Origin of the sequence: Vibrio metoecus (assembly GCF_009665255.1) — a bacterium.
Lineage (GTDB): Bacteria > Pseudomonadota > Gammaproteobacteria > Enterobacterales > Vibrionaceae > Vibrio > Vibrio metoecus_B.
On record NZ_CP035686.1, the window covers coordinates 499,444 to 519,203 of the forward strand.

General features: G+C 46.6%; 17 protein-coding genes, 1 tRNA gene and 1 pseudogene. 9 read left to right on the top strand and 10 right to left on the bottom strand.

Translation table 11 applies throughout. The features are described from left to right. Nucleotides 1–48: 48 nt before the first annotated feature. Nucleotides 49–807, bottom strand: a complete 759-nt coding sequence (gloB, locus tag EPB59_RS02285) for a hydroxyacylglutathione hydrolase (RefSeq protein ID WP_055029158.1) — start codon at nucleotides 805–807, stop codon at nucleotides 49–51. Between the two features lie 37 nt (nucleotides 808–844). Between gloB and EPB59_RS02290 the strand changes: the two genes are divergently transcribed. Then, nucleotides 845–1,582 carry a class I SAM-dependent methyltransferase gene (locus EPB59_RS02290; protein ID WP_154171473.1) on the top strand — a complete coding sequence of 246 codons (738 nt, stop codon included), beginning with the start codon at nucleotides 845–847 and terminating at the stop codon, nucleotides 1,580–1,582. Between the two features lie 34 nt (nucleotides 1,583–1,616). Here EPB59_RS02290 and rnhA read toward each other — a convergent pair whose 3' ends face one another. Beyond that, entirely contained in the window at nucleotides 1,617–2,087 is a 471-nt protein-coding gene (rnhA, locus tag EPB59_RS02295) for a ribonuclease HI (protein WP_095475962.1), read from the bottom strand. 56 nt (nucleotides 2,088–2,143) lie between these two features. On the opposite strand from rnhA, the gene dnaQ reads away from it, so the two are divergent. Together dnaQ and EPB59_RS02305 are read left to right on the top strand one after the other, a co-directional pair. Continuing rightward, nucleotides 2,144–2,887: a DNA polymerase III subunit epsilon gene (gene dnaQ / locus EPB59_RS02300; protein WP_055044240.1), complete on the top strand. Its 744-nt coding sequence runs from the start codon at nucleotides 2,144–2,146 to the stop codon at nucleotides 2,885–2,887. A gap of 8 nt (nucleotides 2,888–2,895) precedes the next feature. Next, complete coding sequence (locus EPB59_RS02305) at nucleotides 2,896–4,155, top strand: TIGR03503 family protein (RefSeq protein WP_055051391.1); 1,260 nt, start codon at nucleotides 2,896–2,898, stop codon at nucleotides 4,153–4,155. An 89-nt stretch (nucleotides 4,156–4,244) separates the two neighbouring features. Here the strand turns inward: EPB59_RS02305 and fadE are convergent, their stop codons facing one another. After that, nucleotides 4,245–6,689, bottom strand: a complete 2,445-nt coding sequence (fadE, locus tag EPB59_RS02310; RefSeq protein WP_154171474.1) for an acyl-CoA dehydrogenase FadE — start codon at nucleotides 6,687–6,689, stop codon at nucleotides 4,245–4,247. A 320-nt stretch (nucleotides 6,690–7,009) separates the two neighbouring features. Here fadE and lpcA point away from each other — a divergent pair, with 320 nt between their 5' ends. Continuing rightward, nucleotides 7,010–7,585 (top strand): D-sedoheptulose 7-phosphate isomerase, encoded by a 576-nt coding sequence (lpcA, locus tag EPB59_RS02315; protein ID WP_055051389.1) that lies wholly within the window; start codon nucleotides 7,010–7,012, stop codon nucleotides 7,583–7,585. A 62-nt stretch (nucleotides 7,586–7,647) separates the two neighbouring features. Then, the gene (locus EPB59_RS02320; RefSeq protein WP_154171475.1) at nucleotides 7,648–8,481 is read left to right on the top strand and encodes a class II glutamine amidotransferase; all 834 of its coding nucleotides are present in this window, start codon (nucleotides 7,648–7,650) and stop codon (nucleotides 8,479–8,481) included. Nucleotides 8,482–8,607: 126 nt separating this feature from the next. On the opposite strand, the pseudogene purN reads toward EPB59_RS02320, so the two are convergent. Together purN and purM are read right to left on the bottom strand one after the other, a co-directional pair. Beyond that, nucleotides 8,608–9,245: pseudogene (gene purN / locus EPB59_RS02325) on the bottom strand (phosphoribosylglycinamide formyltransferase). 2 nt (nucleotides 9,246–9,247) lie between these two features. Next, nucleotides 9,248–10,288 carry a phosphoribosylformylglycinamidine cyclo-ligase gene (gene purM / locus EPB59_RS02330; protein WP_142727034.1) on the bottom strand — a complete coding sequence of 347 codons (1,041 nt, stop codon included), beginning with the start codon at nucleotides 10,286–10,288 and terminating at the stop codon, nucleotides 9,248–9,250. A gap of 166 nt (nucleotides 10,289–10,454) precedes the next feature. Between purM and upp the strand changes: the two genes are divergently transcribed. Next, the gene (gene upp / locus EPB59_RS02335; RefSeq protein WP_000706206.1) at nucleotides 10,455–11,081 is read left to right on the top strand and encodes a uracil phosphoribosyltransferase; all 627 of its coding nucleotides are present in this window, start codon (nucleotides 10,455–10,457) and stop codon (nucleotides 11,079–11,081) included. Nucleotides 11,082–11,401: 320 nt separating this feature from the next. Continuing rightward, nucleotides 11,402–12,829, top strand: a complete 1,428-nt coding sequence (locus EPB59_RS02340; protein WP_055051385.1) for a sensor domain-containing diguanylate cyclase — start codon at nucleotides 11,402–11,404, stop codon at nucleotides 12,827–12,829. Nucleotides 12,830–12,888: 59 nt separating this feature from the next. Here EPB59_RS02340 and rluF read toward each other — a convergent pair whose 3' ends face one another. The 3 genes from rluF to EPB59_RS02355 all read right to left on the bottom strand — a co-directional run bounded on the left by rluF (nucleotide 12,889) and on the right by EPB59_RS02355 (nucleotide 14,853). After that, on the bottom strand, nucleotides 12,889–13,887 hold the full coding sequence (gene rluF, locus EPB59_RS02345) for a 23S rRNA pseudouridine(2604) synthase RluF (protein WP_195707034.1): 999 nt from the start codon (nucleotides 13,885–13,887) through the stop codon (nucleotides 12,889–12,891). A 65-nt stretch (nucleotides 13,888–13,952) separates the two neighbouring features. Next, nucleotides 13,953–14,531, bottom strand: a complete 579-nt coding sequence (gene smrA / locus EPB59_RS02350) for a DNA endonuclease SmrA (protein WP_154171477.1) — start codon at nucleotides 14,529–14,531, stop codon at nucleotides 13,953–13,955. Nucleotides 14,532–14,712: 181 nt separating this feature from the next. Then, nucleotides 14,713–14,853 carry a DUF3149 domain-containing protein gene (locus EPB59_RS02355; protein ID WP_081017771.1) on the bottom strand — a complete coding sequence of 47 codons (141 nt, stop codon included), beginning with the start codon at nucleotides 14,851–14,853 and terminating at the stop codon, nucleotides 14,713–14,715. 229 nt (nucleotides 14,854–15,082) lie between these two features. Between EPB59_RS02355 and EPB59_RS02360 the strand changes: the two genes are divergently transcribed. Further along, a tRNA-Pro gene (locus EPB59_RS02360) sits at nucleotides 15,083–15,159 on the top strand. A 53-nt stretch (nucleotides 15,160–15,212) separates the two neighbouring features. On the opposite strand, the gene EPB59_RS02365 is transcribed toward EPB59_RS02360, so the two are convergent. Next, nucleotides 15,213–16,079 carry a TraB/GumN family protein gene (locus EPB59_RS02365; RefSeq protein WP_055051382.1) on the bottom strand — a complete coding sequence of 289 codons (867 nt, stop codon included), beginning with the start codon at nucleotides 16,077–16,079 and terminating at the stop codon, nucleotides 15,213–15,215. A 446-nt stretch (nucleotides 16,080–16,525) separates the two neighbouring features. On the opposite strand from EPB59_RS02365, the gene EPB59_RS02370 reads away from it, so the two are divergent. Next, on the top strand, nucleotides 16,526–19,177 hold the full coding sequence (locus EPB59_RS02370; protein ID WP_154171478.1) for a beta-N-acetylhexosaminidase: 2,652 nt from the start codon (nucleotides 16,526–16,528) through the stop codon (nucleotides 19,175–19,177). Nucleotides 19,178–19,314: 137 nt separating this feature from the next. Here the strand turns inward: EPB59_RS02370 and EPB59_RS02375 are convergent, their stop codons facing one another. Continuing rightward, complete coding sequence (locus tag EPB59_RS02375; protein WP_154171479.1) at nucleotides 19,315–19,755, bottom strand: DUF411 domain-containing protein; 441 nt, start codon at nucleotides 19,753–19,755, stop codon at nucleotides 19,315–19,317. Between the last annotated feature and the right edge of the window lie 5 nt (nucleotides 19,756–19,760).

A 19,760-nucleotide genomic window follows, 5' to 3' on the forward strand; every position in this document is an offset into this window, starting at 1 on the left:
GGCTGCTGATAATACTTGCCACTTTGTCTTGGTGACAAGCGACAAAAGTCAAAATTCATTCTTCCATTCACGTAATGCAGTAAATATTGTGAGCGGATCCAGAGTTGACACTCGGTTAGCAACAGAGCGAATGACACTCGGTTCTTGTGTCCGTAAGAACGGATTTATCCATTTTTCACGCCCCAGTGTTGTGGGTAATGTGGGGTGATTTTGCGCGCGTAAACGGCTCACTTCATCGCGATAAATATGCAATTGTTCGTTTTCTGGCTCAACAGCGAGTGCAAAAGAAAGGTTGGAAGCGGTGTATTCGTGCGCACTGTAAACTTGGGTTTCTTCGGGCAAGGAAAGGAGTTTGTTAAGTGAGGCAAACATTTGTTCCATTGTTCCTTCAAACACTCGGCCACAACCTGCGGAAAAAAGTACATCTCCACAAAATAGCTTGCCGTCACCAACGTAACCGATATGCCCTAAGGTGTGTCCCGGTAGACCGAGTACCATAAAGCGCTCATCAAACAGTTCGATTTGGTCTCCATCTTCTACCGGATGAGTCAAGGTGGGGATGGGTTCTTGTGCTGGCCCGACAACATGGGTGTTCGGAAATTGATGGATCAATTCGGCTACGCCACCAATATGATCATGATGATGATGGGTAATTAAGATGGCCTTCAAGTTCAAATCATGTTGTTTGAGATAGGCGAGAACAGGTTCAGCGCTGCCCGGATCGACAACAGCACAATCGCGATCGCTATTTTGGATCAGCCAGATGTAATTGTCGTTAAATGCGGGTATGCTTTTGATCTGTAACATGAGTTGTCTCCGGTTACTTTAATGAAGCGGGTGAGCAATGAAACCAGCACGCAGTGATAAAGCGCTTGAAAATCCACACTCATGGTCGCAACTAAAAAATGGCCAGTGGGTGAGTGAATCCATCCAGACCCGTTTAGATGAATGGTGTCCCAAACTTTTTGGCTACCATATGTTAAAGCTCGGCGGTCTGAGCTGTGAGCTTGCCAGTTGTACTTGCAATATTCAACACCAAGTACACCTCGATATTGAAAATCCGTTGCATACGGTGATTGCCGATAAGTACGAACTGCCGTTTTTGGAGAAGAGTATTGATGTGGCGATTTTGGTGCATCAACTCGACTACAGTAACGACCCCCACCGTTTATTACGAGAAGTTGACCGCGTGTTGATTGATGATGGCTATATCATTATCACCGGTTTTAACCCGATCAGTTTTATTGGTTTAGCCAGTCTGATGCCGTGGCGCAAGAATAACTTGCCATGGAGTGGGCGCATGTTTACGCCTAATCGCATCAAGGATTGGTTAGGCGTACTCAACTACCAAGTGATTGCTTGTGATCACTATGCCCTGTTTCCGATGCAGAAATACCGCCCATTTTGGACTTGGTTAGAAAATGGTCTTGGAGAATCTAGCTCGGCATTCGGCAGTCTTTACTTTATTGTGGCAAGGAAACGAACTTGCCCATTGAAGCCGATTCGTTCTAAGTGGCGTTTAAAGCGACGGCTCTCGCCTGTTGGCGTTAATTATCGAGTGAACAGTAAACCGCAGTCATAGTGGCACTTCTGCGGTTTTGGGGCGTTTATTGAGGTTATTTGGTGTCTGGTTGGTAACCCGTATCCTCTTCGGTTGGGTTTTCTGCTGCTTGTCGAGCTAGCTCATCACACATTTCATTTTCACGATGGCCAGCATGGCCTTTAACCCAGCGCCATTCGACTTGATGACGTGCCGTTTCACGATCTAATGCCTGCCACAGGTCGGCATTTTTAACGGGTTTTTTATCGGCAGTTTTCCACCCTCGCTGTTTCCAGTTATGGATCCACTGGGTAATGCCTTGACGAACGTATTGGCTGTCGGTGGTGAGGATGACATGGCAGGGCTCTTTGAGTGCTTGTAATGCCATGACGGCGGCGAGCATTTCCATCCGGTTATTGGTGGTGAGGCGATAGCCACGAGCCAGTGTTTTTTCGACTTGCTTATAGCGCATTACCACGCCATAACCACCAGGGCCTGGATTGCCGAGGCAAGATCCATCAGTGAAAATTTCCACCTGTTTGTTCATGATTTGATACTATTGGGTCACGCAAAGAATTGGCATAGTCTGACATAGATATCCTGATGAATACTAGCAACAATGCAGAATACCAACGCATCGTGGTGCTCGATACCGAAACCACAGGTATGAACCGCGAAGGCGGCCCCCATTATGAAGGGCATCGAATTATTGAAATCGGTGCTGTAGAGATCATCAATCGTAAGCTCACAGGGCGGCATTTTCACGTCTATTTAAAACCGGATCGCGAAATTCAACTAGAAGCGATTGAAGTACACGGTATTACCGATGAATTTCTGCGTGATAAACCAGAATACAAAGAGGTTCATGCTGAGTTTTTGGACTTCATTAAAGGTGCTGAACTGGTTGCCCATAACGCGCCGTTTGACGTCGGCTTTATGGACTATGAATTTGCTAAGTTAGGTGGTTCGATAGGTAAAACCACCGATTTTTGCAAAGTGACCGATACCTTGGCGATGGCCAAGCGGATTTTCCCTGGTAAACGCAATAATTTAGATATTTTGTGTGAACGGTACGGTATTGATAACTCACACCGAACGCTCCACGGCGCTTTGCTCGATGCGGAGATCCTCGCTGACGTTTATCTATTGATGACAGGCGGGCAGACATCACTACAATTTTCAGCAAGCTCTCAAAATAGTGGGGAACTGGGCGCAGAATCATTAAAACGCGCACGTTCCGGGCGAAAAGCGTTAAAGGTTTTACACGCTAGCGCCGATGAACTACAAGCACATCAAGAACGTTTGGATTTAGTCGCCAAAAGTGGCACTTGCCTCTGGCGCAATTAGGAGTGGTTATGGTGAGGATTCTCGCGGCGATAGTGGGATGTTTGATCAGTTTGAGTAGCTTGGCAGCAAAAGAGTCTTCAATGTCGCTGCTTGATAACCGTTTTCGTGTTGATCCCACTATTTCTCAAATTACCTTTGTCATTTACCGCGAAAAAGACTCTCAGCCTGTCGTGTTGGTTCGCCCAGATGGCACCAAATATTATCAGTGGCGTAATCCTGACAACGTACGTTGGTATCAGGAACCGTCAATGGACATTATTTCAATTGATAATCCGATGCCAGGCCCTTGGCAAGCCATCGGAAAAGTCACGCCGAAAAACAATATTAAGTTGATCTCTAACCTACAATTAACCACCGATGTATTTCCAATTCGAGTGTTTCAAGGTGAAGAGTTTAAATTTACCGCACGCTTGACGTCGGATGGTAAACCTTTGCTATTGCGAGACTTTCTTGATCGAGTCAACCTCAAAGTGACTTTTACTAAATTCGTTGAAAACGAAGACTCTTTAGCCAAAGAAGCGCGGCCGATCCCAGAAGTATTAGGAGAGTTTGCCGATGATGGTACGTTACTGGATGAAAAGCCTGGCGATGGGGTCTTTACCGTTTCGTTAAAAATGTCGATTGAACCGGGCAAATACCGAGTTCGCATTACCTCGGGTAATGGTGTGTTTTTACGTGCTCAAGAACAAGAAGTACTAGTGTACCCAACACCAATTTCCACCACCTTTATTCAATCACGTGTAAAAGGCACGCCACATCAGGTGATATTCACGGGTGAGCAGGGAATGGTTGAGCCGGGGTCGTTGCTCGCACATATCCGCCATCGCCATCCTTATCAAGATGATTATCTTGCTGAAGCTCAAGCTGGGAAAGAGTCTTTAACCGTGAAACTGCCAATTCCTTATGATGGTGAGTTTGGCAATTACTCTTGGGATGGAAGCGTGTGGGCAACGGAGCTGGCTTCGCAGCGTGGGCTTTATTTTCCAATTAGTGACCAAACTTACAGTGTGGTTGATGAGTTAAACATTGCGGAAGTTCGTCGAATTCAAGAAGAAGAAGAGGCTCAGCGTCTTAAGAAAGAACAAGAGCAATTGATGATTCAGATGCGTGAAGAGCAGCGTAGCCGCAATATGATGTACATCATCGTGGGCAATCTGGTCGTGCTGGTTTTGGTGCTAGTCGTGTGGTTTGTGTTACGAAAAATCAAGATGAAAAAAGCGGCTCAACCTGAAATGCAGTTGAACATGCCACCTAAAAAGGGCAAGTAATCTTGGTTCAACCTTGTGTTGAGTGGAGATAAAAAGGGAGACATTTCGTCTCCCTTTGTTTTTTAATCATGCGGCTGGTATGGCGTAAACTAAGCCACTTCTGCTTTACGTTGTGTGCGTTTTTTGGCAGCCAGTTCCTGTGGGGCAAAGTCGTCAACATTGATGGTGTAGAGGCGATGTGCTTCCGCTTCACTCAGTAATGCCGCTTCCTGAATGGTCAGCACTTTGGCTTCTAGCCCGATTCTGGCGACTTCATCGAGCCCCATAAAGGGGCGACGTTGACTAAGTTCTTTACACACTTTGTCAAACAAAGGTTCAGCTTGCAGAATCACTTGTAGCGCCTGTTCAATTTTTCCAGCAGGGTTGTGATCGCTCGGCGTTAAGTACTGGTTACGGCCAATTCTGGAACGTGTTGCACTCGGAGTTTGCAGGATTTGTGCGAGTTTACTATCCAGTTTATCGCTCGGTGCTTTACGCACTCGACCAAAAGGCATGAGCAGTAAGCGTAACGCGCGGCCAATAAGACGATTTGGGAAGTTGGCTAAGAACTCATCAATAGCGACTTCAGTTTGGCGTAAACTGTCTTGTAATCCCCAGTGTACCAACGGTAAATCTTCCAGCGGACGACCATCATTTTCAAAACGTTTTAAGGTCGCTGAGCTTAAATAAAGTTGGCTGAGAATATCGCCCAAACGAGCGGATAAACGTTCTTTACGTTTCAGCGAACCGCCAAGCACTGCCATAGAGATGTCAGCAAGAAGCGCTAAATTGGCACTGTAACGGTTGAGTTGTTGATAGTAACGTTTCGTAGCATCTCGCGTTGGGGCTTGTGATCCGAAGCCATCGGTCAAGCCTAACCATAAGCTACGGACAAGGTTACTTAAAACAAAGCCGACATGACCGGCTAACGCCATATCAAATTTTTCTACCGCATCGGAGTTCTGACTGTAAGCTGCTTCCATCTCTTTAAGAACATAAGGATGGCAGCGGATCGCTCCTTGACCGAAGATGATCATCGAACGAGTCAGTATGTTTGCCCCTTCGACTGTGATAGCAATCGGGGCTCCTTGATAGCCGCGCGCCAAGAAGTTAGCGGGGCCTAAGCAGATGCCTTTACCGCCAACGATGTCCATCGCATCAATGATCGAACGTTGGCCACGATGGGTGCAGTGATACTTCACAATGGCGGAGATTACCGAAGGCTTTTCACCTAAATCAATGCCCGCGACAGTGAGGTTGCTCGCGGCATCCATCACATAAGCGTTACCCGCTAGGCGCGCTAAAGGCTCTTCAATCCCTTCCATTTGTCCGATTGGCTGCTTAAATTGGCGGCGAATACGTGCATAAGCTCCCGTTGCCAATGCAGCAGATTTAATTCCGCCAGTGGAGTTAGATGGGAGAGTAATGCCACGACCGACCGACAGGCATTCCACAAGCATGCGCCAACCTTGCCCAGCCATTTTCGGGCCACCAATAATAAAATCGAGCGGCACAAACAGATCTTTCGCGCGGGTAGGACCATTCTGGAATGGCACGTTTAATGGGAAGTGACGATTGCCGATCTCCACTCCTTTTAGATGCGTAGGAATGAGAGCACAGGTGATGCCGAGATCTTCTTTCTCTCCGAGCAATCCTTCCGGATCTCGCAATTTAAAAGCAAGACCGAGCACCGTAGCGACTGGGGCGAGTGTAATGTAGCGCTTGTTCCATGTCAGGCGCATTCCCAGCACTTCTTTGCCTTCCCATTCTCCTTTGCAGACCACGCCAAAATCTGGGATTGATCCGGCATCTGAGCCTGCTTCTGGGCTAGTGAGTGCAAAACAAGGGATCTCTTTGCCTTCGGCTAAGCGAGGTAGATAGTAGTCTTTTTGTTCTTCCGTACCGTAGTGTTGCAGTAATTCGCCGGGGCCGAGAGAGTTTGGTACACCCACGGTGGAGGAAAGAACACTGGAAACACCCGTTAGCTTTTGCAGCACGAGAGATTGTGCATAAGCTGAGAATTCTAAACCGCCATATTGTTTTTTGATGATCATGGCGAAGAATTTCTTTTCTTTCAGGAAGGTCCAAATTTCAGGAGGGAGATCGGCCAACTCGTGAGTGACTTGGTAATCACTGACCATGGCACACACTTCATTGACTGGGCCATCAAGAAAGGCTTGCTCTTCAGCAGACAGTTTCGGAGCGTGGATATTGTGCAGCTTTTTCCAGTCTGGTTTGCCTTTAAACAGTTCGGCTTCCCACCATATGGTGCCAGCTTCGAGAGCTTCTTTCTCGGTCTGTGACATCGCAGGCAACACTTTTTTAAAGACCGCAAGTGCTTTACCACTGATCAAGGATTGACGGATCGACGGAACACAAAGTACCGCAACGCCGGCAAGATACAGAGCCCAACTGAAAAATCCAAAAGGACCAAACAGTGAGAGTGCCAGCATCGTAAAAGTCAGTGCTGCTAGCGAAGTAAATAAAGATGTTCTTTGATATAGGCAAGCGCCAAGTATCAAGAGCATAACTAAGGTTGAGAGCAAGATTTCCATACAGTTTTATCCTTTTTCAGACTGGCATTCTTCTGTTCTCTGATACGAAAATAGCGAGTCTAAGTTTGGTGGTCTAACCAGTTAAAGTGTAACCAAAGTATTAATGAAATGTAAAACGACATTTTGTCCGAAAGTGATCACGCTAGAGTAATCTCTCTACTCTTGTTGCTTATTGAATGGCTGGTTTTGCTAACGAAGAGTAAATCTTGCTTTTTGACTATCGACAGATCGGTAGGTTTGGGTAAACTCAGGTGGATACTGAATAGAAGTGCCAAGAGCGCTCGGTTCGAATAACAAATAATCAATAAGAGAGATGCCTCATGTACCAGGATTTAATTAGAAGTGAACTGACCGAAGCGGCTGACGTTTTGCAGAAGTTTTTGAGCGATGATCATAATCTCGCGCAAATTGAAGCAGCGGCTAAGCTAATTGCTGATTCATTTAAGCAAGGTGGAAAAGTGCTTTCTTGTGGTAATGGTGGTTCACACTGTGATGCCATGCACTTTGCTGAGGAATTAACAGGCCGTTACCGTGAAAACCGCCCTGGTTATCCTGGTATTGCGATTTCTGATCCAAGCCACCTATCTTGCGTGAGTAACGATTTTGGCTATGACTATGTTTTCTCTCGTTATGTTGAAGCTGTCGGTGCTAAGGGGGATGTGCTGTTTGGTCTGTCTACCTCTGGTAATTCAGGTAATATCCTAAAAGCCATTGAGGCGGCGAAAGCAAAAGGCATGAAAACCATCGCGTTAACCGGCAAAGATGGCGGTAAAATGGCGGGTCTAGCGGATGTTGAAATCCGTGTTCCGCACTTTGGTTACGCGGATCGCATCCAAGAAGTGCATATCAAGATCATCCACATCATCATTCAGTTGATTGAAAAGGAAATGGCGTAACATTACGCGAATCAGCCCGGTGTATGCCGGGCTGTTGGTTTAAGTAAGGAGTGGTTTAAACCATGTGTGAATTGCTCGGTATGAGCGCGAATGTTCCAACCGATATCTGTTTTAGCTTTACTGGCTTGATGCAACGAGGTGGGAAAACGGGTCCGCATCGTGATGGCTGGGGGATCGCTTTTTACGAAAGCAAAGGTTTTCGCACATTTAAAGACCCAAACCCCAGTAGTCAGTCGAAAATTGCTGAATTAGTTCAGCAGTACCCGATCAAAAGTCGTGCGGTGATCAGTCATATTCGGCAAGCCAACCGCGGTGGCGTCAATCTGGAAAACACTCATCCGTTCACGCGTGAATTGTGGGGGCAGTATTGGACGTTTGCCCACAATGGGCAATTGACGGGATATCAAAGTTTAGTCACAGGGCGTCATCGACCAGTCGGTGAAACGGACAGTGAACTGGCATTCTGTTGGTTGCTGAATCAAATGGAACAGCGTTACCCCGAAGGTCCACAAGATTGGCCTGAGATGCTGCGTTATGTTGCGCAGTGTTGTGATGAGCTTAGAGCTCTCGGTGTCTTTAATATGCTGCTGTCTAATGGCGAATATGTGATGGCGTATTGCACCAATCATTTGTATTGGATTACTCGCCGAGCCCCATTTGGCCGTGCAGCACTGCTCGATGAAGATGTCGAGATCAATTTCCAAGAAGAGACCACGCCGAATGATGTGGTGTCGGTGATTGCCACTCAACCGTTAACCGGTAATGAAACATGGCAACGGATGAAGCCGGGACAATTCGCGTTTTTCCATTTTGGAGAACGGATTGAAGACAATGCCCATTTGTTGATGGAGGTGGATTTTGCACCGAGTCGACCCGGATGTCAGGCGCCAACCTAACCACTCGACTAAGCGATAGATATTCCTATTGGCAACACCACGTGTTTCGGGGATGTCGTTTGGAAATTAAAGAATGGAATAAAAAAAGAAAGGGTTGAATCATTTCAACCCTTTTTCGATTTGAGATTATTCGGCCGCATAACCGTGCATGCCGAGCGCTTCACCATCCAGATAAGCTTTACCGTCTTTCATTGCTAAACGCTCTTCGACAAACCATTTCACGACAAGTGGGTAGATGCGATGCTCTTGATCCTGCACGCGCGCCGTGAGCTCATCGACCGTATCTTCTTCGAAAATAGGTACTTTGGCCTGCAAAATCACTGGACCGCCATCCAATTGTTCGGTGACAAAATGTACGCTCGTGCCATGTTCTTCATCGCCCGCGTGGATAGCACGTTGATAAGTATTTAGCCCGGATACTTTGGCAGTAACGAAGGGTGGATATTGATCATACGCCCCAAATAGTGGCGAACAAATTCACTACTGAGAATGCGCATGTAACCTGCGAGGACCACTAAGTCAGGCGCAAACTTATCCATCTGCTCCATCAATGCAGCATCAAAGGCATCACGAGTTTCGTAAGCTTTGGGATCAATAAAACAGGCGGCTGCGCCAGCCTGTTTTGCGCGTTCTAAACCGTAAGCTGTTGCTTTATTGGAAAACACAGCCGTCACTTTGCCATCTTGAATACTGGTTTCACAAGCATCAATGATCGCTTGCAGGTTGGTTCCGTTTCCCGAAATTAAAACAACAATACTCTTCATGCTTAGTTGATCTCTACCTGTGCTTCGCTGCTATTGGCGGCTGCGATTTCGCCGATCACCCATGCATTTTCGCCTTCCGCTTGGAGTAGAGCGACGGCTGCATCGGCTTGATCCTTTGGCAGAGCAATGATCAAACCGACACCACAGTTGAAAGTACGGTACATTTCGTGAGTGGTCACGTTACCTTTTTCTTGTAGCCATTGGAAAATGACTGGCCATTCCCAGCTCTTACCATCGATTACGGCTTTCGTACCTTCTGGCAGTACGCGTGGAATGTTTTCCCAGAAACCACCGCCAGTAATGTGAGAGATTGCGTGAATATCGTGTTCAGCAATCAGCTTTAAGCCTGACTTGATGTAAATCTTGGTCGGTGCGAGTAAGTGCTCACCAATGGTTTTGCCTGCTAAAAGCTCATTCTTATCGGCTTTAGAGACTTCTAAAATCTTACGTACCAGCGAGTAACCGTTGGAGTGTGGGCCGCTAGAGCCAACTGCAATTAGCGCGTCACCAACTTGTACTTTGCTGCCGTCGATGATCTCTTCTTTTTCAACCACGCCGACACAAAAGCCAGCCACGTCGTAGTCTTCACCTTCGTACATGCCTGGCATTTCAGCGGTTTCGCCACCAATCAGCGCACAACCTGCTTGCAAACAGCCATCGGCAATGCCGGAAATGACTTCGGCTGCAGTATCCACATCCAGCTTGCCAGTCGCGTAATAATCGAGGAAAAACAGCGGCTCAGCACCTTGAACAATCAGATCGTTAACGCACATAGCAACGAGATCGATACCGATGGTGTCATGTTTTTTCATATCCAGTGCGAGACGCAGTTTGGTACCTACGCCGTCTGTACCAGAGACTAAAACTGGGTGTTTGTATTTGGTTGGTAGCTCACACAGTGCGCCAAAACCACCTAGGCCACCCATAACTTCAGGGCGACGGGTGCGCTTCACTGCGCCTTTAATTCGTTCAACGAGTGCATTACCTGCATCAATATCGACACCTGCATCTTTATAGCTGAGAGATGGATTATTACCGCTCACGGGGAAGTTCCTCGGTCTAGTTGGATATGAAAACGGCGCTATTCTACAGGGCTTAAAACAAAAAGGAAAACGTTTGCGTAAGATTTTTCTCCGGTTTTAGAGTCGGAAAAGTCGACAAAATAAGTGTATAATCCGCAGGTTTAAATTAATGAAGCCGGAGTTGGACATGAAAATTGTTGAAGTTAAGCACCCTCTTGTAAAACACAAACTTGGCCTGATGCGTGAAGGCGATATCAGCACTAAGCGTTTTCGCGAGCTTGCGACAGAAGTTGGCAGCTTGCTGACTTATGAAGCGACTTCTGACTTTGAAACCGAAAAAGTCACGATCGAAGGCTGGAATGGCCCTGTGCAAGTGGATCAGATCAAAGGTAAGAAAGTCACAGTCGTGCCAATCTTGCGTGCCGGCCTTGGCATGATGGATGGCGTGCTTGAGCACATCCCAAGTGCGCGTATCAGTGTCGTGGGTATTTACCGTGATGAAGAAACCCTAGAGCCTGTGCCTTACTTCAATAAGCTGGCTTCTAACATTGAAGAGCGTATTGCCCTAGTGGTTGACCCTATGCTGGCAACCGGTGGTTCTATGATCGCCACTATTGATCTACTGAAAGAGAAAGGCTGTAACCAGATTAAAGTTCTGGTGCTGGTGGCGGCTCCTGAAGGTATTGCTGCTCTGGAAAAAGCACACCCAGATGTTGAGCTTTACACAGCGGCTATCGATGAAAAGCTGAACGACAAAGGCTACATCGTCCCGGGTCTTGGTGACGCTGGCGACAAGATTTTTGGTACTAAGTGATCTTGAATGAGGAAGCCCAATGGCTTCCTCATTACTTTTCTGCGCAATACTTCCTGTCTATCTTTGAGATCTATCCCTACTTTTAATGCAATACCGTGCTAAAAAGTCGCGGATAAATGAATAGCCCTCACAGCACTGAGCGTTCTATCAGTTCTTTCTAACGCATTCCCAATAGTTAATGGCAACATAGTCAGTACTCGGTATGGTATATGGATTATTCGGGCCCATTACGTAAGGTACTAGGATTGATGGATGTGCTTCTGTCTCCACAAAAGCTGGAGCAGGGGAATGCAGTAAGTAGTGCTAGCAGGACGCTGATTATGACGCGAAAGAAATTTAGTTGGATTCTTGTCTCTTTAATTATATTTGGATTTTTTGTGACCAGTTTGGTCAGTTATAAAGTGGCTCACGATACGCTTGAGGAGCAAATCAATAAAGACTCGCTCCCTTTAACCAGCGACAACATCTATTCAGAAATCCAGCAGGATCTGATCCGCCCCATTTTTATCTCTTCTTTAATGGCACAAGATACTTTTGTGCGTGACTGGACATTGGCTGGGGAGCAAGAACCCGAACGAATCATCCGCTATTTGAGTGAGATTCAGCGCCAATATCAAACGATGTCGAGCTTCTACATTTCGGATCGTACTCACAACTATTATCACTACAGCGGAATGTTGAAGACCATCTCGGAATCGAACCCGAATGATGCTTGGTTTTTTCGGGTAAAAAATTCTGCGCCCGATAAACATTTCGAGGTGAATATTGATGTTGATACCGCCAACAGTCATCAAACGGTGGTGTTTGTTAACTACAAGGTTTTTGATTTCGAAAATCGTTTCCTGGGTGTGATTGGTGTGGGGTTGAGCTCCGATGCGGTTTCTGCGTTAGTGGAGAAATATCAAAAACGTTACAATCGGCATATCTATTTTATCAATGAGTTGGGAGAGGTCACTTTGCATGGCTCCAATCACCCTGGCTTTACACGGATTCAGGAGCGTGAAGGGCTGAAAACACTCTCAACCCAGATTTTGACGTCCCCTAGTGTGAGTGGGAGTTATTACGCCGATGGGCAAAAAGTCTATCTCAACAGTCGTTGGGTCGAAGAATTCCAGTGGTACATCATCGTTGAGCAGAAAGATGAATTTAACCAAGACATTTGGTTCAAAGCGATGCTGGGAAATTTAGTGATCAGTGCTTTGGTGGCGATTGCGGTATTAGGGCTTGCACAAATGAGCTTCCGAGGTTACCAAAAACGGCTAGAAGATATGGCGGTAAGAGATAAATTGACGGGCGCATACAGTCGACAAGTGTTTGAGGAGCTAGTTGAAGAGGCGATTTCTAATGCGGCGAAAGAGCAGCATCCTTTAAGTTTGGCTGTTATCGATCTTGACCATTTTAAGCAAGTGAATGATAACTATGGTCATCCGGTTGGGGATCTGGTTTTACAACGTGTGGTTGGGATATGTCAGCGTCATATTGAACAAGTGGGAACCTTGTGCCGCTGGGGCGGCGAAGAGTTTGTTGTTCTACTACCAGACATGCCGTTGCAAGAAGCGCATCAACGCATGGAGCAGATTCGACATGACATTGCGGTGATGAGCAGTAAACCACAGGTTACGGTGAGTATTGGTGTCGTTGAACACTCTCCGAATGAGAGCTTGCTGCAATTGTTTAATCGCGCAGATCAAGCCATGTACACGGCCAAAAATGAAGGCCGTAATAAAGTGGTTGGGTTATCGCTCTAGCCACAATAAAAATAGGGAAGCAATCAGCTTCCCTTTTTTTTATTGCATAGATAAATCGCTTATTTCGACTTTCTTAGGCTCAAGGTACCGCCGGTGCGTGGGGTTGGACGCGGGGCTGGTTTTGATGCTGTCGAAGAGTTGGATGGGGAGCTCTTTGGATGGCGCTGAGCTTTTTTCGAGTTGGGGGCATGACGAAACTCTTGCGCATTTTTACCGTGATAGGTTTTGGGGTTGCGGCGCGCTTTGGATTCTTTATTGGCTTCACGACTATCAAACAGCTTGGCATCGGTCGCACGCTTAATGCTGTCACCACTTTGTGCGACTCGTGAGGCTTCTTCCGTACCGCTGGAGTCTTCACACATAGCCAGAATCTCGCTCACTTCCGCTTCGCTTAAATAACGCCATTTACCGTTTGGAATCCCATCTAACGTGATGTTCATGATCCGCACTCGGCGCAGTTTAAATACCTCATAACCCAAGGCTTCACACATGCGGCGAATTTGGCGATTGAGGCCTTGTGTGAGCACGATGCGAAAAGAATACTGGGTTTCCTGAGTGACTTTACAAGGCAGAGTAACGGTATCGAGAATGTTCACTCCAGATGCCATCTGACGGATAAATTCAGGCGTAATGGGTTTATCGACTCGAACCACGTACTCTTTTTCGTGGTTATTACCTGCACGCAGGATTTTATTCACGATATCGCCATCATTGGTTAGGAAGATCAGTCCGTCAGACGGCTTATCTAAACGACCAATCGGGAAAATGCGTTTGTGGTGACCAATAAAGTCAACAATATTCCCCGGAACATCGCGCTCCGTAGTACAGGTAATGCCTGTTGGTTTGTTTAACGCAATATAGATAGGGCGTTCTTTGCTGCGTAGCGGCTTGCCATCAATACACACTTCATCTTGTTCGGTGACTTTACTTCCGACTTCTGGCTGGGCGCCATTGAGGGTGACGCGGCCTTGTTCAATCAGTTTGTCAGCCTCACGGCGTGAGCAAAAACCCGTTTCACTGATGAATTTATTAAGGCGTTTTTCAATAGGTTGGGACATACAATCTCCTAACGTTTCACAACGGATGGTGCACAAAATCCGCGCATTCTAACAGCTTTGCCTGCTTAGCCAAGACGTTTCTGATGACGCTCTCGGTTTTCCGCTTTTTTCTCCGCACTCTTACGAAGTAATACATAAACCGCGCCGGTGCCTCCATGTAAACGTTGAGCAGAATGAGCACACTGCACTTCGCTAATTTGAGTCAGCCAATGGCTGACAAAACTCTTCATTAATGCGGGAGGGGTAGATCGTTTGCCTCGACCATGCACAATCAACAAGGTACGAATATCCATCGCCATACACTGGCGAATAAATTGAATCACCTCACTGCGTGCTTCTTTAAGCGTTTTTCGATGTAAGTCTAAGCGTGCTTGAATGGGGTATTTGCCCAATCTGAGTTTGCGGTAAACGCCATCTTGTACCCCATCACGCTTAAATTCGAGCATGTCATCAGGCTTAAGCATGGGGGCATGATCGATGGATAGCGCCTCGGGGTCATGGTCAGCCAAGTTCACTGCCGCTTCACGTTTAGCCAGTTGAGCTTCGGTGACTTGGTGGGCTTTTTTGAGTTCAACGGTATCATGAGTAATGGTTTTTACATCGCCCATCATTTGTTGAAAAAGTTCGAGTTCATCTTGCGACATAACAGCACATCAAAGTTATTTCACATGGTGCTGATTATATACCGCTAATTTGGCAAGTTGCACTGAGTTGAGCGGGGAAAGGGCGTGATGCAGAGTATGAGTGCACAATAAAAAACCGGAGCAGACACGCAGTCGGCTCCGGTGCATAGCGTTGTTCTATTTTTCAATAGAGGCTAGCGATCTAGTGAGGAGATTTGTCGTTCATTACTTTGTAGATGAAGAAACCGCCATAGAACAGCATAAGACCTAGAGCGCCAAAGATGACTATCATTGAAGAGAGTCCAACTGCATTACCAAAAAGAAGATTGAGCCAGAAGTCCATGTTTCCTCCAAAGTGTTGAAGACGGAGTAACGTTAAATTCTGGCTACATTTTCAGCACTGATCTGGATCAATTGTGTTGCATAGGTTGCCAATATGTTTCTTGTGTTGAGTTGTGAGTCACATTTTTTTCGTGCTTTGGTGGTGTTTTGAGCGAACGGTTTAAACCATGCAGAAAGTCTGGCTTAAAGGGTTGCGTTTCCGAAAATGGCGAGTAATATACGCAGCGTTCCGGTGAATAGCGCAGTTTGGTAGCGCATCTGGTTTGGGACCAGAGGGTCGGGGGTTCGAATCCCTCTTCACCGACCATATTTAAGGCCTCAGCATTTATGCTGGGGCCTTTTTGCTTTACATCGTGCACGTTATAAAAATGAGCAGGTTGCTGTTTGGCTTTGGTTAAGTTGCTTGATGCTAAAGCCTTTTTGCTCAAGAAAACTGAGTAAGCTTTGCTTGCCAATCAGATGCAAAGTGCCGACCACCACTACATAAGGCTTACCTTGTTGTGGTAAGAAGTGAGGTTGAGTGAGCTTCTCTGCCCAATCCTTATTACGCTCGGTGAGCATTTGGGCTTCCAACTCAACGGACATACCCGTGAGTGTGAGCATTTGTAGCAAACTCTTCTCATCTCCTCTTTTCCAGCTTTCAATCATGCACGCGGTGAGTTTGGTATTGTTTTCCCATTCATCGAGCAAACTCACTAATAATTCCTTCCCTGAATTAGGTAAATGCGCTAACAGATCCACTTGAAATTGTAAGGTTTCTAGACTGATCACCGGCAGTTGATCTTGCTCAGCTTGGTGCATGAAATAAAGGTCGATGCCACGTTCGGCTTGATAACCCATCTCTAAAAATTGGTGCATTTGCAAGATAAGACTGGCTGACCAAGGGGGCAGTTGGCGGATCTGCTGGGCATCCAACCTCAGTTGTTGCGCAATCCCATCTAACACAAACAGTTGTTCATCACTCAAGACTTGCTCACTGCTTACTTTAGTTGTTGGTAAGGTGACATTGGATTGGTGACGGATATCAGTTTCCACTACTAAGCCTGCACTCTGTTTCAGCTCTTGCGTGAGTGGGTTAGGCAATGGATAAAGCTGATCACTGCCTACATGGAGAGAGCCGAAGAGGATCAGTTGTGTCGAGCCTTTGGTTGCAGACCAGTACAGCGGTTCTGCGTGGAGCGGTGGGATAAACAGCCATAAAAGACAGAAGGCGAATCGGTTTCGCATGGAATGAGTGAACTCCTTTAGGTTCGACAAAAACGTTACTTTAGCAGTGAATTAACGGATTTGACGGGGCCAGAATCATGATGAAGCTCACATCTTGTCGATTTGTTCGAGCGAACTCACGATTTGTTGCCGCGATCTTGTGTGATTCCGATCAGCTTTCTTTGCGTAACGCGGATTACTAAGTGTGATCTGGATTGGAAGAAATCTCGTCAAAAATGAAGTGTCGATTTTGACGTTGTTTCTATCATTTTGAAATTTAATGGTTTTTATCTTATGTCAATTTGTAAAGTTTGAACATGATCACTTGGCTAAAGGATTAATTTTGCGCTTAGAAAAAAGTGCCGCTAAATATCCCTGAATTTTAGGTAAAGCCATTGGCTGATGTCGTTGTGAGATTGGGTGCAGGCAGAGCATCCCTCATCGTTAACCAATTTAGGGTAATCATTATGCTGAAAAAGAGTCTTGTCTCGATTGCGGTATTCACTTCATTAAGTGGCTGCGCACTCAATACCACCTCACCACAAGACGTGGTGGATACATTAGCGAATAACTTGGATGTGCAATACCAAGTGGTCAACAATCACGGCGCGGATACCGGTTTGGCTTGTCAAACTCTAGAAGCTGAGTGGGCTTCTTGTAACCAAGTGAATATGACCTTGGTTAACCGCGGTGAGGCGGTTAATTCAAAAGATTGGGCCATTTACTTCCACAGTATTCGCTTGATCCTCGATGTAGGTAATGACCAGTTCAAAATTACTCGCGTAACAGGCGACCTACATAAACTGGAACCTACCGATAAGTTTGATGGTTTTGCCGCAGGTGAAACAGTGACTCTACCGCTGATTGGTGAATACTGGACTCTGTTTGATACTGACTTTATGCCACGCGCTTTTGTAACCGCACCGGATGCCGAGCCAAAAGTGGTTGCTTCTTTGAACACGGAAGATGTGGACAGCTTTGTGTCTGGCCTAGAGGGTGAAAACCTTAAGCGCACTCCTAGCGATAACAATGTATTCGCTCAAGCGCTGTCTCGCTTTGAAAAGAACAGTGATGTTGCGCTGCAAGATGTGACACACGCACTCATCCCAACGCCACTGCAAGTGAAATCGCATAGCGGATCAGTCTCTATCGCGAAAGGTATCGCGCTGCCAAGCAAAGCGTTTGACGGTGAACAAATGCAAGCGCTGAATGAGCGTGCACAACTGCTTGGCGTGAACTTAAAAGGCGTAATGCCTGCGCAAGTGGTTATCAACCCTAAATCATTTAAAGGTGAGCTGGCCAAATCTGGTGCTTACCGTTTAGCGATTACGGATAAAGCCGTCAAAGTTACCGCTTTTGACCAAGCGGGTGCATTCTATGCGATGCAATCGGTGCTGGGTTTAGTCGATATGGCGGATGCGACTCAACTGCCAAAAGTTGAAATCGTCGATGCTCCTCGTTTTGATTATCGCGGTGTGATGGTGGATGTGGCGCGTAACTTCCACTCGAAACAAGCGATTCTAGCGACCTTGGATCAAATGGCGGCTTACAAAATGAATAAGCTGCATCTCCATCTGACCGATGACGAAGGCTGGCGTATTGAAATCCCAGGATTGCCAGAGCTTACTGACATCGGCGCTCAACGCTGTTTTGACCCGAGTGAAACAGAATGTGTATTGCCACAATTGGGTTCTGGTCCAAACGCCGATAACTTTGGCTCTGGTTATTTCACCAAGCAAGATTATTTAGAGATCCTGCAATACGCGAAAGCTCGTCATATCGAAGTGATCCCAGAAATTGATATGCCAGCGCACGCTCGTGCGGCCGTGGTTTCAATGGAAGCGCGTTACCAACGTTTAATGCAAGAGGGCAATGAGGCGGCGGCCAATGAGTTCCGTTTGCTGGATCCGCAAGATACCTCTAACGTCACCACAGTACAGTTCTATGACCGCATGAGCTTTATCAACCCATGCTTAGATTCGTCAAAGCGCTTTGTGGATAAAGTGATCTCTGAGATTGCGACGATGCACCAAGCGGCGGGTATGCCTCTGACAACGTGGCACTTTGGTGGCGATGAAGCGAAAAACATCAAGCTTGGCGCAGGCTTCCAAGATGTGAATACCCAAGAGCCAGTAAGTTGGAAAGGCAACTTGGATCTGAGCAAGCAAGATAAGCCTTTTGCGCGTTCGCCGCAGTGTCAAAACTTGATTGCAACAGGTGCGGTGAGTGATTTCGGCCATTTACCAAGCTACTTTGCTGAGCAAGTGTCTAAGTTGGTTGCCGAGAAAGGTATTGCTAACTTCCAAGCATGGCAAGATGGCTTGAAATACAGCGAAGGCGAAAAAGCGTTCGCAACCGAAAACACGCGTGTGAACTTCTGGGATGTTCTGTACTGGGGCGGTTCTGCTTCTGCCTATGAATGGGCTGAGAAAGGTTACGATGTGATCATCTCTAACCCTGACTACGTTTACATGGATATGCCTTACGAAGTGGATCCTAAAGAGCGTGGTTATTACTGGGCAACCCGTGCAACTGATACACGTAAGATGTTTGGTTTTGCACCGGAAAACTTGCCACAAAATGCAGAAACTTCATTGGATCGTGATGGCAATGGCTTCAGCGGTAAAGGCGAAGTGAAAGGTAAGCCTTTCTATGGTCTGTCTGCGCAGCTTTGGTCTGAAACGGTACGTACCGATGAGCAATATGAATACATGGTATTCCCTCGTGTGCTCGCAGCCGCTGAGCGTGCATGGCATCGTGCGGATTGGGAAAATACTTACAAAGCCGGCGTCGAATATTCGCAAGAGACTCAGTTGGTTAACGATAAAGCGCTGAATGCAGATTGGAATCGCTTTGCTAACGTATTGGGTCAACGTGAGCTGGCCAAACTTGAGAAAGCAGGCATTGATTACCGCCTCCCAGTTCCGGGAGCTAAGATCGAGAACGGTCATTTGGCCATGAACGTTCAGTTCCCAGGTGTCACGCTGCAATACTCACTGGATGGTCAAACTTGGTTGGATTATGACGCGAAGCAAGCGCCAAAAGTGAACGGAGAAGTTTGGATTCGCTCTGTTTCTGCCAGCGGTGAGCGTACCAGCCGAGTGACTTCGCTAAAATAATCGAACACTCATTTCACTGAATGGATAATGAAAGCCTCCGCATGCGGAGGCTTTTCTTTTGTCTTTTTTCTAGAAGAAAAAGTTATGAGACAGCGCTTTGTGTCTAGCCTTTTATTCTCTTCGATAAAAAGGAGAGATCAGTTTCCTTTATGGAAACGGTATTCAAACACTTGGCCGCGCTCATTAAAGGCGTATACCGCGTAGCTGTCTTTCTTATCGCCATATTCCATACCCGGTGAACCCATAGGCATTCCCGGAACTGCTAACCCTTTCGCATTTTTCGGTGGGTTTGCCAGAAAGTCTTTAATGTCTTGCGCTGGAATGTGACCTTCAAAGACATAACCGCCGATCTCTGCGGTATGGCAAGAGGCCAGTTTTGGTTTTACCCCCAGTTGTTGCTTAATCCCATTCATGTCGTCATGCAGGACTTCTTTAACCGTAAAACCATTTTCTTCCATGTGTTTGGTCCATTCGGTGCAACAACCACAGTAAGGTGATTTGTGATTCACTACATCAACGGCAAGCGCTTGCCCTGAAAATGTAGCCAATAGGGCGAGTGTCATAATTGATCGTTTCATGATTT

Excerpts from the sequence above, each read along its gene's own strand:
- EPB59_RS02355 (WP_081017771.1), bottom strand. The coding sequence starts at position 14,853 with ATGGACTTCTGGCTCAATCTTCTTTTTGGTAATGCAGTTGGACTCTCT.
- EPB59_RS02370 (WP_154171478.1), top strand. The coding sequence starts at position 16,526 with ATGCTGAAAAAGAGTCTTGTCTCGATTGCGGTATTCACTTCATTAAGT.
- fadE (WP_154171474.1), bottom strand. The coding sequence starts at position 6,689 with ATGGAAATCTTGCTCTCAACCTTAGTTATGCTCTTGATACTTGGCGCT.
- rnhA (WP_095475962.1), bottom strand. The coding sequence starts at position 2,087 with ATGAACAAACAGGTGGAAATTTTCACTGATGGATCTTGCCTCGGCAAT.
- EPB59_RS02340 (WP_055051385.1), top strand. The coding sequence starts at position 11,402 with ATGACGCGAAAGAAATTTAGTTGGATTCTTGTCTCTTTAATTATATTT.
- lpcA (WP_055051389.1), top strand. The coding sequence starts at position 7,010 with ATGTACCAGGATTTAATTAGAAGTGAACTGACCGAAGCGGCTGACGTT.
- gloB (WP_055029158.1), bottom strand. The coding sequence starts at position 807 with ATGTTACAGATCAAAAGCATACCCGCATTTAACGACAATTACATCTGG.
- EPB59_RS02320 (WP_154171475.1), top strand. The coding sequence starts at position 7,648 with ATGTGTGAATTGCTCGGTATGAGCGCGAATGTTCCAACCGATATCTGT.
- upp (WP_000706206.1), top strand. The coding sequence starts at position 10,455 with ATGAAAATTGTTGAAGTTAAGCACCCTCTTGTAAAACACAAACTTGGC.
- rluF (WP_195707034.1), bottom strand. The coding sequence starts at position 13,887 with ATGTCCCAACCTATTGAAAAACGCCTTAATAAATTCATCAGTGAAACG.
- EPB59_RS02375 (WP_154171479.1), bottom strand. The coding sequence starts at position 19,755 with ATGAAACGATCAATTATGACACTCGCCCTATTGGCTACATTTTCAGGG.
- EPB59_RS02305 (WP_055051391.1), top strand. The coding sequence starts at position 2,896 with ATGGTGAGGATTCTCGCGGCGATAGTGGGATGTTTGATCAGTTTGAGT.
- EPB59_RS02290 (WP_154171473.1), top strand. The coding sequence starts at position 845 with ATGAAACCAGCACGCAGTGATAAAGCGCTTGAAAATCCACACTCATGG.
- smrA (WP_154171477.1), bottom strand. The coding sequence starts at position 14,531 with ATGTCGCAAGATGAACTCGAACTTTTTCAACAAATGATGGGCGATGTA.
- dnaQ (WP_055044240.1), top strand. The coding sequence starts at position 2,144 with ATGAATACTAGCAACAATGCAGAATACCAACGCATCGTGGTGCTCGAT.
- EPB59_RS02365 (WP_055051382.1), bottom strand. The coding sequence starts at position 16,079 with ATGCGAAACCGATTCGCCTTCTGTCTTTTATGGCTGTTTATCCCACCG.